General features: G+C 61.1%; 14 protein-coding genes. 10 read left to right on the plus strand and 4 right to left on the minus strand.

All coding sequences use genetic code 11. The features are described 5' to 3' along the window. Nucleotides 1-30 precede the first annotated feature (30 nt). Nucleotides 31-1,194 (plus strand): 23S rRNA (adenine(2503)-C(2))-methyltransferase RlmN, encoded by a 1,164-nt coding sequence (rlmN, locus tag KUV46_04775; protein QYJ01713.1) that lies wholly within the window; start codon nt 31-33, stop codon nt 1,192-1,194. A 21-nt stretch (nt 1,195-1,215) separates the two neighbouring features. On the opposite strand, the gene KUV46_04780 is transcribed toward rlmN, so the two are convergent. After that, nucleotides 1,216-2,520, minus strand: coding sequence for an ABC transporter substrate-binding protein (locus KUV46_04780; protein ID QYJ01714.1), 1,305 nt, complete (start codon nt 2,518-2,520; stop codon nt 1,216-1,218). A 209-nt stretch (nt 2,521-2,729) separates the two neighbouring features. On the opposite strand from KUV46_04780, the gene ftsH reads away from it, so the two are divergent. Genes ftsH through KUV46_04800 form a run of 4 tightly spaced genes read left to right on the plus strand, consistent with a single transcriptional unit; the run spans nt 2,730 to nt 6,830 of the window. Then, a complete protein-coding gene (gene ftsH, locus KUV46_04785) occupies nt 2,730-4,628 on the plus strand; it encodes an ATP-dependent zinc metalloprotease FtsH (protein ID QYJ01715.1) in 1,899 nt (632 codons plus the stop codon). A 56-nt stretch (nt 4,629-4,684) separates the two neighbouring features. Beyond that, nucleotides 4,685-5,266: a hypothetical protein gene (locus KUV46_04790; protein ID QYJ01716.1), complete on the plus strand. Its 582-nt coding sequence runs from the start codon at nt 4,685-4,687 to the stop codon at nt 5,264-5,266. Nucleotides 5,267-5,323: 57 nt separating this feature from the next. Beyond that, the gene (gene thiD, locus KUV46_04795) at nt 5,324-6,151 is read left to right on the plus strand and encodes a bifunctional hydroxymethylpyrimidine kinase/phosphomethylpyrimidine kinase (GenBank protein ID QYJ01717.1); all 828 of its coding nucleotides are present in this window, start codon (nt 5,324-5,326) and stop codon (nt 6,149-6,151) included. Then, complete coding sequence (locus tag KUV46_04800) at nt 6,141-6,830, plus strand: peptidoglycan DD-metalloendopeptidase family protein (protein ID QYJ01718.1); 690 nt, start codon at nt 6,141-6,143, stop codon at nt 6,828-6,830. The genes thiD and KUV46_04800 overlap by 11 nt, the downstream gene beginning before the upstream one ends. On the opposite strand, the gene KUV46_04805 is transcribed toward KUV46_04800, so the two are convergent. Further along, a complete protein-coding gene (locus KUV46_04805) occupies nt 6,827-7,276 on the minus strand; it encodes a DMT family transporter (protein ID QYJ01719.1) in 450 nt (149 codons plus the stop codon). The genes KUV46_04800 and KUV46_04805 overlap by 4 nt on opposite strands. Before the next feature lie 165 nt (nt 7,277-7,441). Here KUV46_04805 and KUV46_04810 point away from each other — a divergent pair, with 165 nt between their 5' ends. From KUV46_04810 to KUV46_04820, 3 genes are all read left to right on the plus strand, one after another. After that, complete coding sequence (locus tag KUV46_04810) at nt 7,442-8,239, plus strand: phytanoyl-CoA dioxygenase family protein (GenBank protein QYJ01720.1); 798 nt, start codon at nt 7,442-7,444, stop codon at nt 8,237-8,239. A gap of 107 nt (nt 8,240-8,346) precedes the next feature. Next, nucleotides 8,347-9,171, plus strand: a complete 825-nt coding sequence (locus KUV46_04815; GenBank protein ID QYJ01721.1) for a PhzF family phenazine biosynthesis protein — start codon at nt 8,347-8,349, stop codon at nt 9,169-9,171. 30 nt (nt 9,172-9,201) lie between these two features. Continuing rightward, nucleotides 9,202-9,792, plus strand: a complete 591-nt coding sequence (locus tag KUV46_04820) for a DUF998 domain-containing protein (protein QYJ01722.1) — start codon at nt 9,202-9,204, stop codon at nt 9,790-9,792. Here the strand turns inward: KUV46_04820 and KUV46_04825 are convergent. Beyond that, nucleotides 9,789-10,604, minus strand: a complete 816-nt coding sequence (locus KUV46_04825) for a TauD/TfdA family dioxygenase (GenBank protein ID QYJ02347.1) — start codon at nt 10,602-10,604, stop codon at nt 9,789-9,791. The two genes, KUV46_04820 and KUV46_04825, sit on opposite strands and share 4 nt — an antisense overlap. A 99-nt stretch (nt 10,605-10,703) precedes the next feature. Continuing rightward, nucleotides 10,704-11,612, minus strand: a complete 909-nt coding sequence (locus tag KUV46_04830) for a DMT family transporter (GenBank protein QYJ01723.1) — start codon at nt 11,610-11,612, stop codon at nt 10,704-10,706. Nucleotides 11,613-11,797: 185 nt separating this feature from the next. On the opposite strand from KUV46_04830, the gene KUV46_04835 reads away from it, so the two are divergent. Together KUV46_04835 and serA are read left to right on the plus strand one after the other, a co-directional pair. Next, nucleotides 11,798-12,970, plus strand: a complete 1,173-nt coding sequence (locus KUV46_04835) for a phosphoserine transaminase (protein QYJ01724.1) — start codon at nt 11,798-11,800, stop codon at nt 12,968-12,970. Nucleotides 12,971-13,087: 117 nt separating this feature from the next. Then, the gene (gene serA / locus KUV46_04840) at nt 13,088-14,683 is read left to right on the plus strand and encodes a phosphoglycerate dehydrogenase (protein QYJ01725.1); all 1,596 of its coding nucleotides are present in this window, start codon (nt 13,088-13,090) and stop codon (nt 14,681-14,683) included. The last annotated feature ends 16 nt before the right edge of the window (nt 14,684-14,699 follow it).

The raw sequence follows: 14,699 nt of genomic DNA on the forward strand, positions 1-14,699 counted from the left end.
ATCAGGCAGGACGTGCTATGTGCGGCGTCGATGAAACATGTTCTGGACCTTTCACGCGGCGTCAATGCAAGCGCTAGTTCGGCCAAATCGCTGGCTGGCCTGTCCATCCCTGCCCTGAAAGCAGAGATGGAAGCCCTTGGCCTCGACCCGAAAAAAGCGGGGATGCGCGCCAAGCAGCTGCGCCGCTGGATTCACCATTTCGGCGTGCAGGACTTTTCCGGCATGACCGATATTGCCAAGGAACTGCGCGCGGAGCTGGCGGAGAAATACATCCTGACCCGCCCGGAAATCGCTGAACACAAGGTCTCGGTCGACGGCACGCAGAAATGGCTGACCCGTTTCCAGCCAGGCGTAGAAGGCGAAAGCGTCTTCATCCCTGATGTTGGCCGCTCCGGCGCGCTGTGCGTGTCGAGCCAGGTCGGCTGCACGCTGAACTGCACCTTCTGCCACACCGGCACACAGAAGCTGGTGCGGAACCTGACCGCGCAGGAAATTGTCAGCCAGGTCCTCATCGCGCGTGATGAGCTGTCGGAATGGCCGTCCTCGAACGAGAACCGCAAGCTCACCAATATCGTGTTCATGGGCATGGGTGAGCCGCTCTACAATCTCGATAATGTGGCTGAGGCCATCGACACGATTTCGGATGGCGACGGCATCGCGCTCGGCCGCCGCCGGATCACCGTGTCGACCGCAGGCGTAGCGCCGAAGATTCCGGAACTGGGTGAGCGCACAGGCGCCATGCTCGCCATCTCGCTGCACGCGGTCCGCGATGACCTGCGCAATGAAATCGTACCGATCAACAAGAAGTATGATCTGCAGACCCTGTTCGAAGCGATCCGCGCCTATCCCGACCTTGGCAACTCCAAACGGGTGACGTTCGAATACGTCATGCTGAAAGGCGTCAACGACTCGCTGGCCGAAGCGCGTGATCTCGTGAAGCTGCTGAAGGGCGTGCCTGCGAAGATTAACCTCATCCCGTTCAATCCGTGGCCGGGCAGCCCCTATGAGTGCTCGGACTGGGAAACGATCGAGAACTTCGCCGAAGTCGTGAACCGGGCCGGTTATGCCTCCCCGATCCGCACCCCGCGGGGCCGCGACATCTTCGCTGCCTGCGGCCAGCTGCGCTCTGAAAGCGTGAAGAAGTCTGCCGCAGAGAAGCGCCGTGAAGCGCTGGAGCAGCAGGCCGAAGCCTGATACCGCTTGCAGTGCTCCGCACTAGGCGGTGTGGCGTGCCTCTTCCCCGGCATCCCTTGCGTAAAGCCCTTTCACCAGATTGCGGACAAAGGCGATGTGGCTGCGCAGGTGATACACCTCTTCGGTGTAGGACAGCGGCACATCCAGCTCACCGACCTCCTTTTGAAGCTCTGACAGCTCATCCAGCACCTTGTCGCGCGCCTCATCGTTCGAGGCTTCGCGTCCGCGCGCCTCAAGCTCTCTCAGATCTGAATACCAGACATAGATCTTGCGGCGCACACGCCAGCGATAGATTGGCGGCGCAACGCGGATGAGCGGGATGAGCAGCGTGATGAGCGGAATCAGGAAAACCCAGGCGCGCTCAAGGAAGTTCGCAATCTGGAACGAGAAGTAATTTCGCAGGAAAGACGGGCCGTTTTTCCAGAAGCGCTCAGCCTCGCTCGACAGTGGCATGTCGACAAGTTCAGGGGCGGGAAACTCACCGGCATTCGCGAAGGCGCTATTGCCAGCATGGATGTCTTCGGACGCTTCGAGCAGCAGTGACTGGATGGCCGGATGCAGATCCTCTCGAATGGCGAGCTGCGCGACAGAAGCAATCAGCGGCACATCGGCGGACGGTATGTCAGCCTCCAGATCAACAATTCCGCGATAGAGTGTGACCGGGTCGAGTGCGCGCGTACGACGGGCCAGTGCAGGCGCCCGGTCGAACGGCAGAAGCGCGATACCCGGCTCCTCTATGAGGCGCTGGACATAGGGCGCGTTCATTGAGGCGGAGAACGCAGCAGCATCGATATCGCCCGCCAGAAGTGCGCTCGCGGCGGCCTGCCCGCTTTCTATGCTTTGCGCAGATGAGGGCCAGTCGCCGCCCCAGGCGTCCTGCATCTGGAGCGCCAGCGCCCGCGTGCCCGAGCCTTCCGGACCGATCGCAAAGCGGACATCCCGCAGGCCGCCAAAGCCCTCAATCCCAACTTCGGCCCGGACGAAGACCCAGAACGGCTCATGAAACATGCCGGCAAGTGAGTTCAGAACTTCACGGTCAGCGTCAGTCGCAAGCCCGCCCTGCACGAAGCCCATCCCTGCCCGGCCCGACCGGAGCAGCTCGATATTCTCAAGCGAGCCGCGTGTTTCCAGTATTTCGACTTCGACATCGCTCTCGGCCAGCCTGTCGGCATATTCCTGCGCGAGGGCATAGTATGCGCCGCCTGAATTACCTGCGGCGAAGGTAACGCGCGATGGCGGCGCCGGGTCGATCAGCGCAAGCGCGACCCAGATGCTGATCGCGACAAGCAACGCCAGCGGGCCATAGACCTTCAGGATGTCTTTCATAGATTTTTCCATTCGCGCCCCCGCTTGTCACAAGACTAGTGCGGGCCAGCACAAGCGTCGAGTAGGCGCTTCGTTTCGTTTCGCACCTGCCCAAGAGCAGCGCGAGCGCGACAAAATGCGCCCAGATTACTGCTAATTGAGTCGTTTTCCGTTGTGCGGCTGCCTATGTTAGGGTCCAGAAGATTGAGACCAACAGACGGATCCAAACTATGAACATGCGTAATCTCGCTGTCTGGGGACTGATTGCTGCTCTCGTCGTGGCCATGATGATCGCCATGCAGGGCTCATCTGTCGCGTCGAATGCGGAGAAGGTGCCGATTTCCGACCTTCGCCAAATGGCAACTGAAGGCCAGCTCGCTGAAGTGACCGTCACGAATGACCGCATCACCGCCCAGACCAGTGGCGGCGACACTTATTACGCTGAGAAGCTGCCGACCAATATCGAGGCATCGACCTGGTTTGCCGATCAGGGCGTCACCGTTAATGAAGACGCAGAGAGCGGCTTCAGCCTTGGCGGTCTCCTCCTCAACCTGCTTCCGCTGATCCTCATCCTCGGCCTCTTCCTGTTCCTGATGCGTCAGATGCAGGGCGGCGGCGGTGGCCGCGGCGCCATGAGCTTTGGCAAATCGCGTGCTCGCATGCTGACCGAAAAGCACGGCCGCGTGACGTTTGATGACGTCGCTGGCGTTGATGAAGCCAAGGAAGAGCTGCAGGAAGTCGTCGAGTTCCTGAAGGACCCGTCACGCTTCCAGCGCCTTGGCGGCAAGATCCCGAAGGGCGCTCTGCTTATCGGCCCTCCGGGCACCGGTAAGACGCTTATCGCTCGCGCCGTTGCAGGCGAGGCTGGTGTGCCATTCTTCACGATTTCCGGTTCGGACTTTGTCGAAATGTTCGTGGGTGTCGGCGCGAGCCGCGTGCGCGATATGTTCGAGCAGGCCAAGCGCAACGCTCCATGCATCATCTTCATCGACGAAATCGATGCGGTCGGCCGCTCACGCGGTGCAGGCATTGGCGGCGGTAATGATGAGCGCGAACAGACGCTCAACCAACTCCTCGTCGAGATGGATGGCTTTGAGTCCAATGAGGGCATCATCATCATCGCCGCGACGAACCGTCCTGACGTGCTCGACCCGGCGCTGCTGCGCCCTGGCCGTTTCGACCGTCAGGTCACCGTCAACAATCCGGACATCATGGGCCGTGAGCGCATTCTGAAAGTTCACATGCGCAACGTGCCGCTCGCCAAGGACGTCGAGCCGAAGGTGATCGCACGCGGTACGCCGGGCTTCTCCGGTGCTGACCTCGCGAACCTCGTCAATGAGGCGGCCCTGCTCGCAGCCCGGCGCGGCAAGCGTGTCGTCGCCATGCAGGAGTTTGAGGACGCCAAGGACAAGGTCCTCATGGGCCCCGAAAAGCGCTCCATGGTCATGTCGGACAAGGAAAAGCGCCTGACCGCCTATCACGAGGCAGGTCACGCAATCGTCAGCCTGAAAATGCCGGCGACCGACCCGGTCCACAAGGCAACGATCATTCCGCGCGGCCGCGCGCTCGGCATGGTCATGCAGCTGCCTGAGGACGACAAGTACTCGCAGACCCGTCAGGAGATGACCTCCAGACTGGCAGTCCTCATGGGCGGTCGCGTCGCCGAGGAACTTGCTTTCGGTGAGGATGCTGTGACCTCCGGCGCCTCGTCTGACATCCAGATGGCGACCCGCATCGCGCGCGCCATGGTGACGAGCTATGGCCTGTCGGACGAGATCGGTCCTGTCGATTATTCCGACAATAGCGACCCATATTCGCGCCCGAACCACGTCTCGGAAGAAACTTCCAAGCGTATTGAGGAAGAGGTCCGCAAGCTGATCCAGCACGGTAAGGATGAGGCACGCCGCATCATGACCGACTACAAGGATCAGTGGACGGCGATCGCTGAAGGACTGCTCGAATACGAAACGCTCACCGGCGAAGAGCTGAACGACCTCCTCAATGGCAAGCCGCCAACCCGCCCGGATGAACCGGACGAGCCGCAAGGCCCAGCCTCTGCTGTGCCGGTCATCGGCAAGCGCCGCAAGAACCGGGGTGACGAACCGGGCGGCGAGCCAGAACCGGCCTGATCCCGGCCAATCGCTTAAGCATTGCAAAGAGGCGCAGCCCATATAGGCTGCGCCTCATGTTTTTGAGATTCGCAATTCCCGGTGCCGCCCTTCTTCTGGCCGCCTGTCAGCAGGAAGCCCCGGCCGAGCTTGGCGGCGACGCATTCCTGGCCAGCCTCGAGCCCTATTGCGGGAACGCGTATCTCGGCCGGGTGGTCAGTGATGACCCTCAGGATGCCGAATGGGCCTCGCAGGCCGTGATCGCGGATTTCGATTATTGCACCGCGACGGCGGCCCGCATTCCGCTTCATGTCGGCGAAGACCATTCGCGCATGTGGCTGCTCGCGCTCGGCGAAGATGGCCGCATCGCACTTCGTCACCGGCACACGCATGAAGATGGCACGCCGGACGCGCTGACAATGTATGGCGGCAAGGCCTCCAATGTCTCCGATGCGACGCGGCAGGAATTTCCAGCAGACCAGCGCACCAAGGACCTCTTCGACGCTGAAGAGATTCCTGTCTCGAAAACGAATGTCTGGGCGATGGAAATCCATCCGGATCAGGACATGTTCGCCTATGAACTGAAGCGACCCGAACGCTTCTTCCGGGTGGAGTTTGACCTCTCCCAGCCTGTCGAGGCGCCAGCCGACCCCTGGTAATACGCGTCTGCTGAAACCCCGCTTTTCCAGCCGGGCCATAGCGTCTATTCCAGCAGGATGACGACTGAAACCGAAAATAAGTCTGGGCGCGTTCTGGTCATTGCAGGCTCCGATTCCGGCGGCGGCGCAGGCATACAGGCCGACATCAAGGCCATCATGGCGATGGGCGGCTATGCGATGACCGCCGTCACGGCCATCACCGTGCAGGACACGACGGGTGTGCATGATGTGCACCCCATCCCGGTCAGCACTGTCATCGCTCAGATGAAAGTCTGCCTCGCCGATATTGGCGCAGATGCAATCAAAACAGGTATGCTCGGGCACGCAGACCTCGTTGAACACGCTGCAGAGACACTCGATGAGCAGGCGAAAGAAACGCCGCGCATTATCGACCCTGTCATGGTGGCGACATCCGGTGACAGGCTGGTCGATAGGCGGGCTGTGGAAAGCATCGCCTCCCTTCTCGTGCCGGGTGCCGCCCTCGTCACGCCAAACGCGCCAGAGGCAGAAATCCTGACCGGCAAGTCCGTGGACGGTGTGAACGGCCAGCGCCGCGCCGCTGAAGCCCTCCTGAAACGGGGCGCTCAAGGTGCTCTTGTGAAGGGCGGACATATTCCGGGCAATCCCGTCATTGACGTGCTCCAGACCGTCCACGGCGAATGGATTTTTGAAAGCGCTCGCATCGATACGACCTCCACACACGGGACCGGATGCACGCTGGCGAGCGCCATCTCCGCCCGCATCGCGCTTGGTGACGACACGCAGAACGCCGTCGAAGCCGCGCGCGACTATCTCCACCGCGCAATTGCAGAGGCCAAGGGCTTCGGGAAAGGGCACGGCCCCGTCCATCATGGCTGGCCGCTGGAAAGACAAGATGAACGCTAAGACCATTTTCCCAGCGGCGCTGAGCGACCTGCGAAAGCGCTATGATGCTTGGCTCGCCACCTCACCGCGGGCGACCCCGCCAATGCGCGGCCTGTCTGCTGAAGGCACGCTGCCGCTCGACAAGGCTGGACTTGCCGCGCGCGGCTGGAGCGACCTGCCCATCGGCTGGATACCGGCGGACGGCGGCGTACTACATGGGGGCTATGGCGAAGACCGCGCCATCTACGACACCCCGATCTTCAATCCGCCAGGCGATGAGCCACGCACGCTTCATCTCGGCCTTGATGTGTTTACCGCAGCAGGTGCACCCGTGTTCGCACCGCTGGATGGACAGGTGCACAACCTGCAGCGCAACGACAATGAGAAGGACTATGGGCCGACGCTCATCCTGCAGCACGATGTCGAACCAGGCCTCTGTTTCTACACCCTCTACGGCCACCTCGACCCGAGCCTTCTCGATACACTCCAGCCCGGCGATAGAGTGGAGGCTGGGCAAGAAATTGCGCATCTTGGAGACAGCAGCGTGAATGGCGGGTGGGCACCCCATCTCCATTTCCAGGTCATGCTGGACATGCTCGGAAAATCTGGCGACTTCCCCGGTGTTTGCTGGAAGAGCGAGGCGTCTCAGTGGCTGCAACTCTGCCCGGATCCCCGCGCGCTGATCGGGCTCGCCAGCTAGAAGCGCCGCACAAGATACACGCCCAGCACCAGAAAGCCGATACCGACGAGTCTCAATGGCGTCGCGGGGCGCACGGCTTGCCCGAATGCGCCGAACTGGTCGTATAGAACCGCCGCGGTCAGCTGGCCCGCGATGACGGCGCTGACCCATGCGGCCACACCGATGCGCGGCACCGCCGTCGCAGAGCTCGCCACCATGATTGCGCCGATCAGCCCTCCTATCCACGCCCAGGCGGGCACGGTCAGGGTCTGGCTGATGCTCGGTATTTTGTAGCCAAGGGCGATGTTCACCGCGAGCAGGGCGAGCCAGCCGATAGAGAAGGAAATGAAGGCTGCCTGCAGCGGCCCACCAACCCCGCTCGCCAGCCGGCCATTGATTGCCCCCTGCGCCGCGATCAGCGTGCCGCAGATAAATCCCAGTCCGACGAGCAGCTGCCCCCAGTTCATTCGATCCTCCGACACAGGCAAGGTGCGCGACACTGGCGCGATTGGCCCCTTCTGGCCAGATGGGCGACGCGGCGGAAGGCTTTTCCGGCCGTGAAACCTGCGCAAGACTGCTCGCATAAGAGGCTGCGCCGCATTGCGGACGTGGCTCGATACCGGGAGGACGAGATGCACATTTCAGACGAGCAGAAGCGCCAATTCAAAACTGACGGCGTGGCACTCCTGCCCGGCTTTCTCGACGGGGAGGAGATGGCCGAAGCGCTCAGACTGTTCGAATGGTCGATGGACAATCCGGGCCCGGCGGCTGGCGACCTTCTACCAGGGCGCGCGGGCGCCCGTCAGGACCTAATCAATCCCAAAGCCCCGGCGGCATATGAAGATTTCCTGAGGTCGGCGCCGTTTGCCAAGGCATCGAAAGCGCTCTGGAACGCGCGAAATTGCTGGTTCATGTATGAGCAGGTCTTTCGCAAGGATGGCGCCGATGGTGTCGGCCGCACGCCTTGGCATCAGGATCTGCCTTACCTTGCCATTGAGGGCGATGATATCGCCGTCTTCTGGATATCATTCGAAGCCGTCCCGGCCGAACGCTCGCTTGAATTCATTCGCGGGTCTCACAAGGGGAAGCTCTACAATGGCTCCGCCTTCGACCCGGAGGATGAAACAAAACCGCTTTATCCGAGCGATGAGCTGCCTCGCATCCCGCCTTACGAGGCCGAGCGCGACAAGCATGATATCGTCTCGTTCGGCGTTGAGCCGGGCGATGTGGTCGTCTTCCATCCAGCCATCATGCATGGCGGCGCGCCTACGCCTGCGGGTACAATCAGGCGAACCCTGTCGCTTCGCTTTTTCGGCGACGATGCGGTCTTTGCGAAGCGGCCCTTTGGCGGGGGCGTCATTGTGCCAGCCATGAAGTCGCTTTCTGCAGGCGACCCGTTCCGTCATGAAAGCTTTCTTGAACTCGCCTGAACCACCCCAAGAAGCCTTTCTCATGCATCGCTTAGAAAGTCTGGTTTGTGGTGCGAGCTGGTTTGCCGTAGGTCGGGGCGGCACTTGAAACGCTCCGGGAGCCCGACATGACGGCTATTCCTTTCTATCAGATCGACGCATTCGCCAGCCGGCCATTTGAAGGCAATCAGGCCTGCGTGATGCCGCTGGACGACTTTCTGCCAGACGAGACGCTGCAGGCCATCGCGGCAGAGAATAATGTGGCCGAGACGGCCTTCATCGTCGCCAAGAAGCCCGGACAATACGCCCTGCGCTGGTTCACGCCTGCCGTGGAAGTCCCGCTTTGTGGCCATGCGACGCTGGCATCGGCGCATGCGATCTATACGCATCTCGGCTTCGACGGCGAGGAGATCGACTTTGAAACCGTCCAGTCCGGCGTCCTGAAAGTCCGCCGCTTGGCAGACGAGACCTATGAGATGGATTTCCCGGCGCCAAAGGTCGAGAAGATCACCGTCACTGAAGACGTTGCGGCGGCGCTTGGTGCGTGGCCCCTGGAAGCCTGGGGCGGCCCGTTCTATGCAGCCGTATTCGGCACGCCCGAAGATATCGAAGAGCTCAAACCCGATATCAGCCTGCTAAAGACGCTCGGCGTCAGCGGCATTGGCGGAAACTGGGAAAGGGGCAATTTCGGATGTGTCGCACCCGGCGGCGCTAACGGTGCTGACCTCACCAGCCGTTTCTTCGCACCGGGCAGCGGCATTGATGAAGACCCCGCCACCGGCAGCTGGCACTGCATGGTCGCCGCTATCATGGGGCCGCGCCTCAAGCGCCCGCTCGATTGCTACCAGGCCTATCCGGGACGCGGCGCGAAGATCGGGATTGAGCTTGTCGGCGACCGGGTAAAGCTGCGCGGTGATGCCGTGACCGTCATAGAGGGCAAGTTCACGCTCTGAACGAGCCGAGGCATCAGGCGTTAGGCCTTAATGGATAAGAGCAACCGCTATATTCACCTCTATTCAATAGTAGCGTGTCTGATCGCCGTCACGATTGATCTGTCGCTCGCTATTTTCATGGATCGTCAGAGCCTGCTGACATCAACGATCAGTGATCTCGCCGCGGGTGACTTTGACTTGGCGCAGGATATCGGACTCACGCTGGTGGCGCTGGCCATTGCCCTGACCGCTCTCGTGATCTGGAAAGATACGGACAGCGATCGGCGCCTCAAAACCGCAGCCATTCTGTTGGCTTTCGCCGGGCCGATTATCGTTCTTATCTCGCTTTACGAGGCCTATTCGAAACAGGACCCGGACGGCCCCCTCATTCATTATTGGGCGGTAGGGGCTATCGGGCTCTCCATTTCCGCGGCGCTCGGACTGATCGCGTGGGCGCGAAGCGAGGCCCATCCCTTATTCAGGTGGGGGACGGCTCTCGCAGCGATTATCTTTCTATCGGCTGGCGCGGCAACCTTCGGGGTCTCAAACGAGATTATCGGCCTTGTCGAACGGTTTGCGGCGGTGGCTCTTGTCCTGTGGCTCGTGGGATTTCACGGCAGCCGTCTTCAGAAGTCATCCTAGAACGGCCGGTCCCCGTTGACGGTCACGCGCCGCATGTGGCGGCGATGGCCCGCATAGTCATTGAGGGCGAAGTGCCAGGTTGAGCGGTTGTCCCAGAAAGCGACCGAGCCTGCCTCCCAGCGGAAGCGGCAGGTGAACTGCTCCTGTCTTGAATGCTCGAACAGGTAGTTGAGCAGCGGTCGGCTCTCGCGCTTCGTCCAGCCCTTGAAGCGCAGCGTGAAGGCCGGGTTCACGTATAGCCCCTTGCGGCCTGTCTCTGGATGCGTACGCACCACAGGATGCTCGAATTCAGGCGCATCATCGGCCTGTTTCGTTTCCATCGACTGACGATTGAGGGCCGACTGACCTTTCGGCCCATACTCCCGGCCTGCTGAATGGATGGCAGTCAGCCCATCGAGCGTCGCTTTCAGCCCATCCGACAGGGCATCGTATGCCATATGCTGGTTCGCCCAGAGCGTATCGCCGCCATAGGGCGGGACCTCTATCGCGTGCAGGATGGAGCCGAGTGCAGGCTCCTCAAGGAAGGACATGTCGGTGTGCCAGCCGCCGCCGAAATTGGTCTTCTCTTCTGGCTCCTTGATGATCTCGAGGATCTCCGGGTGGCCCTCCATCCCCTTCACATAGGGATGGACGTTGAGGCTGCCGAAACGCCTGCCAAACGCCTTGTGGCGCTCGGGACTCAGATCGTTCTGGTCCCTGAAGAAGATGACGTGATGATCGAGAAAGGCGCGGTGCACCTTGTCGAAGGCTTCATTGGAAAGGTCTTGCGAAAGGTCGATCCCTTCAATCTCTGCGCCCAGCGCGCCTGAGATTGGCCTGACATTGATTTCGCGGTTCATCGTCTATCCTCCACTGGGCAGTCTTGTGCCGCCCTCCGTGTAGGGTAGCAGACCCGCTGGCCTGCCGGAAGATCAGGAAGAGGCGGAGGCGCGCTTGCGGCTCTGGCGCTGTGAGAACCACACGCCCGCCAGAATCAGGATGAAAGCAGCGACGGCATTCCAGCTCTGTGTTTCACCAAAGGCGAAATAGCCGAGCACTGCCGACATGATCGGAATGACATAGCCGGTCAGCGCCACGAAAGTCGCGCTGGTGCGGGCCACAAGCTGCATGAGCAGGATGCCGGCAAGACCGGTTGAGACAGCGCCCAGGCCAAGAATGCACAAGAGGCTCGCCTTTGTGGGGTCGACCGTTTCCCAGTCGGTCCAGAGCAGCATCGGTACCGACGTGATCGACGCAACAGTCAGAAAGCCGACCGGAAGCACGATGGGCGGAAGGCGCGGTGCCTGACGCGCGATGATACTGTTCACCGCGTAACAGAAGGCCCCGCAAAGCACGAGCAGCTGCGCGATGAGGTCTGCATTGCCAAGCCCCTGCATCGCGTCCGGGCCAAGCAGTAGCGCGACACCCGCAAAGCCTGTCGCAAGGCCTGCAATCTTGAAGCCTGTAAAACGCTCATCATGGAAATAGAAATGCGCGAGCACAGCGGTAAAAAGCGGCGCACCTGATATTAGAAGCGCGGCCAGCGAAGAGTCGATCGTCTTCTGCCCGATGGTGATCAGATAGAAGGGTAGCGCCGTGCCAGCGACGCCCATGCCGACAATAGCGAGCCAGGATGAGCGGTCCGAAAAGGGCGGCAGGCGATCACCGCGAACAAGCATCACCGCCCACAGGATCAGCGCCCCTGTCATCAGGCGCCCCGGAATAATGACGCTTGCTGGCAATTCTCCGACGGCGACCTTGGTCATCGCAAAGGCGCTCGCCCAGCAGGCAGACAGAAGCAGGAACAGGCCCCAGTCGCCAGGTGAACGCTTTGTCTGCATGAAGGCTGGTCCGTAAATCTATTGCCGACAGGGACTCGCACCCCAGCGGGCCTCCGGCAAGTCTCCAGCTCTCGATAATGTCACAATTGTTTCCCTATGCGGGGGCGCACAAGTCTGGCATAAGGGCGGTGGGCCAGCCCTCCCCAACGAGAGCCAGCCTATCTGTAAGGATAGGAGTAAAACAGATGACACTACCCCCCAAGCCGGAGGTCCGTCCGGCGTGCCCGCATTTTTCATCGGGCCCCACGGCCAAACGCCCCGGATTTTCCCTCACACAACTCGAAACGACAGCCTTTGGCCGCTCGCACCGCGCCAAGGATGCGAAAGCCAAGCTGAAGGAAGCGATTGATCGCACCAAGCAGGTGCTGAACCTTCCTGCTGACTATCGCGTCGCCATCGTGCCCGCTTCTGATACGGGCGCTGTCGAGATGTGCATGTGGTCCATGCTCGGCGCAAAGCCGGTCGATATCTTTGCCTGGGAAAGCTTTGGCAAGGATTGGGTGACCGACGCCCAGAAGCAGCTGAAACTCGACAACTGCGAAGTCTATGTCGGCGACTATGGCGTCCTGCCGCCATTCGAGAAGGCGCGCGACGATGCCGATATCGTCTTCACCTGGAACGGCACCACATCCGGCGTGCGCGTCGATGACCATAGCTGGATCAGGCCGAACCCTGACCGCGTGGTGATCTGCGATGCCACTTCGGCTGTGTTCGCGCAGGACATTCCCTTCGAGAAGCTCGATGTCATCACCTATAGCTGGCAGAAAGTGCTCGGCGGCGAAGCGGCCCACGGCATGCTGATCCTCAGCCCGAATGCCGTAAAGCGGCTCGAGAGCTACACGCCGGACCGTCCGCTGCCGAAAATCTTCCGCATGACCAGCGGCGGCAAGCTGAACGAGGCCCTCTTCGAAGGCGCGACGATCAACACGCCGTCCATGCTCTGCGTTGAAGATTATCTGCGCGCGCTCGACTGGGCGGAAGAGTGTGGCGGCCTGAAAGGCCTCAAGGCCCGCTCTGACAAGAGCCTCAGCATCCTCGAAGACTGGGTCGCGAAAACCGACTGGATCGACTTCCTCTGCGCCGACAAGGCCACGCGGTCCAACACGGGTGTCACCTTCAAGATCACCGACCCGCGGGTCGCGAAGCTTGATACCGACGCGCAGGAAGCCTTCGTGAAAAAGATGGTCACCCTGATCGAGAAGGAAGGCGCCGGTTTCGACTTCAACTCCTACGCAAAAGCCCCTCCGGGTCTGCGCATCTGGGTTGGATCAACTGTAGAGCCGTCTGACGTCGAGAAGCTGTTGCCGTGGCTCGACTGGGCCTTTGCGACTGTCGCTTCGGACCTTCAGGACGCCTGATCAAACGCCGCTCATCTCCGCGAAGGCGGAGATCTCGTGCCACAAACCTTTCCCTTCATTGCCCGAGGTCCCCGCCTTCGCGGGGACGATCGGGGCAAATCTTCAGGAAACCCTCCCATGCCTAAAGTCCTAATCGCTGACGATCTCAGCCAGGCCGCCGTCGATATCTTCACCAATCGCGGCATCGAAACCGACATCAAGGTCGGCCTTTCGAAAGACGAGCTCATCGCCATTGTCGACCAGTATGACGGCCTCGCCGTGCGCTCGGCCTGCAAGCCGGACGCCGATGTCATCGCCGCCGCAACGAACCTCAAGGTCATCGGCCGCGCCGGGATCGGGGTCGACAATATCGATATCAAGGCCGCAACCGCCAAAGGCGTCGTCGTCATGAACACCCCGTTCGGGAACGCGGTCACGACCGCCGAGCACGCCATTGCCATGATGTTCGCAGCAGCCCGGCAGATCCCCGCCGCCGACCAAGGTACCCAGGCCGGCAAATGGCCGAAGAAGCACTTCGTCGGCACCGAGCTCTCCTACAAGACGCTCGGCCTGATCGGCTGCGGCAATATCGGTGCCCGCGTTGCAGAACGTGCCAAGGGTCTGACCATGAAAGTGGTCGCCTATGACCCGTTCCTCACCGAAGAGCGCGCCATTGAGCTTGGCGTCGAGAAGGTCGATCTCGACACGCTGCTCGCGCGGGCTGACGTGATCACGCTGCACACCCCGCTGACAGACCAGACCCGCAACATCCTGTCACGGGAAGCGCTGGCCAAGGCCAAGAAGGGACTGATCCTCGTCAACTGCGCGCGCGGCGGTCTCGTCGACGAGGCGGCAGTGCGTGAAATGCTCGACAATGGTCATCTCGCTGCAGCGGCCTTCGACGTTTTTGCTGAAGAGCCTGCGAAGGAAAACGTGCTGTTTGGCGCACCCAACTTCATCGCCACGCCTCACCTCGGTGCAGCCACCGTCGAGGCACAGGAAAACGTCGCCCTTCAGGTCGCTGAACAGATGAGCGACTATCTCCTCTCCGGCGCCGTGACCAACGCTCTCAACATGCCATCGGTTACCGCTGATGAGGCCCCGCGTCTGAAGCCGTTCATCGAACTGGCAGAAAAGCTTGGTGCATTCGCCGGTCAGGTCTCTGATCACGGCTTTGAAGAAGTCATCATCGAGTATGAGGGCGAGGTTGCCGAACTGAACCGCAAGCCGGTAACGGCAGCGGCGCTTTCCGGCCTGCTGCACGCTTCGCGCGGCGACGTGAACATGGTTTCAGCGCCGTCGATACTGGCCGAGTCGGGCGTGAAGCTTTCCGAGACGAAGACCGAGGAAAGCCCGGTCTATGACAACCTCATCCGTATCAAGGTGAAGGTGCCGCGCACGGCAAATTCGGATGAAACGGGCTGGCGTTCGCTCGCCGGTACGGTTTCGGCGGGTCGCCCCCGCATTGTCGAAGTAAAGGGCATGCCGCTCGAAGGCGCGTTCTCCCCGGTCATGCTTTACGTCAACAATATCGACAAGCCGGGCTTCATCGGCGCGCTTGGTGCCATGCTGGGTGAGGCCGGGATCAACATCGCGACCTTCCACCTCGGCCGTCAGGATGCAGGCGGAGAAGCCATCGCGCTGATTGGCATTGACGGCGAGCCGCCTCATGAGCTTACCGCGAAGCTCGATGCGCTGCCACATGTCCGCTACGCGAAAGTGCTGAACTTCTAGCGTGCGATCATAACAT

Source organism: Thalassovita mediterranea (assembly GCA_019448215.1).
In the GTDB taxonomy this organism is placed as follows: Bacteria; Pseudomonadota; Alphaproteobacteria; order Caulobacterales; family Hyphomonadaceae; genus Henriciella.

What these genes read in the sequence shown, in the direction of transcription:
- rlmN (QYJ01713.1), top strand. Translation starts at nt 31, where the DNA reads ATGAAACATGTTCTGGACCTTTCACGCGGCGTCAATGCAAGCGCTAGT.
- KUV46_04780 (QYJ01714.1), bottom strand. Translation starts at nt 2,520, where the DNA reads ATGAAAGACATCCTGAAGGTCTATGGCCCGCTGGCGTTGCTTGTCGCG.
- ftsH (QYJ01715.1), top strand. Translation starts at nt 2,730, where the DNA reads ATGAACATGCGTAATCTCGCTGTCTGGGGACTGATTGCTGCTCTCGTC.
- KUV46_04790 (QYJ01716.1), top strand. Translation starts at nt 4,685, where the DNA reads ATGTTTTTGAGATTCGCAATTCCCGGTGCCGCCCTTCTTCTGGCCGCC.
- thiD (QYJ01717.1), top strand. Translation starts at nt 5,324, where the DNA reads ATGACGACTGAAACCGAAAATAAGTCTGGGCGCGTTCTGGTCATTGCA.
- KUV46_04800 (QYJ01718.1), top strand. Translation starts at nt 6,141, where the DNA reads ATGAACGCTAAGACCATTTTCCCAGCGGCGCTGAGCGACCTGCGAAAG.
- KUV46_04805 (QYJ01719.1), bottom strand. Translation starts at nt 7,276, where the DNA reads ATGAACTGGGGGCAGCTGCTCGTCGGACTGGGATTTATCTGCGGCACG.
- KUV46_04810 (QYJ01720.1), top strand. Translation starts at nt 7,442, where the DNA reads ATGCACATTTCAGACGAGCAGAAGCGCCAATTCAAAACTGACGGCGTG.
- KUV46_04815 (QYJ01721.1), top strand. Translation starts at nt 8,347, where the DNA reads ATGACGGCTATTCCTTTCTATCAGATCGACGCATTCGCCAGCCGGCCA.
- KUV46_04820 (QYJ01722.1), top strand. Translation starts at nt 9,202, where the DNA reads ATGGATAAGAGCAACCGCTATATTCACCTCTATTCAATAGTAGCGTGT.
- KUV46_04830 (QYJ01723.1), bottom strand. Translation starts at nt 11,612, where the DNA reads ATGCAGACAAAGCGTTCACCTGGCGACTGGGGCCTGTTCCTGCTTCTG.
- KUV46_04835 (QYJ01724.1), top strand. Translation starts at nt 11,798, where the DNA reads ATGACACTACCCCCCAAGCCGGAGGTCCGTCCGGCGTGCCCGCATTTT.
- serA (QYJ01725.1), top strand. Translation starts at nt 13,088, where the DNA reads ATGCCTAAAGTCCTAATCGCTGACGATCTCAGCCAGGCCGCCGTCGAT.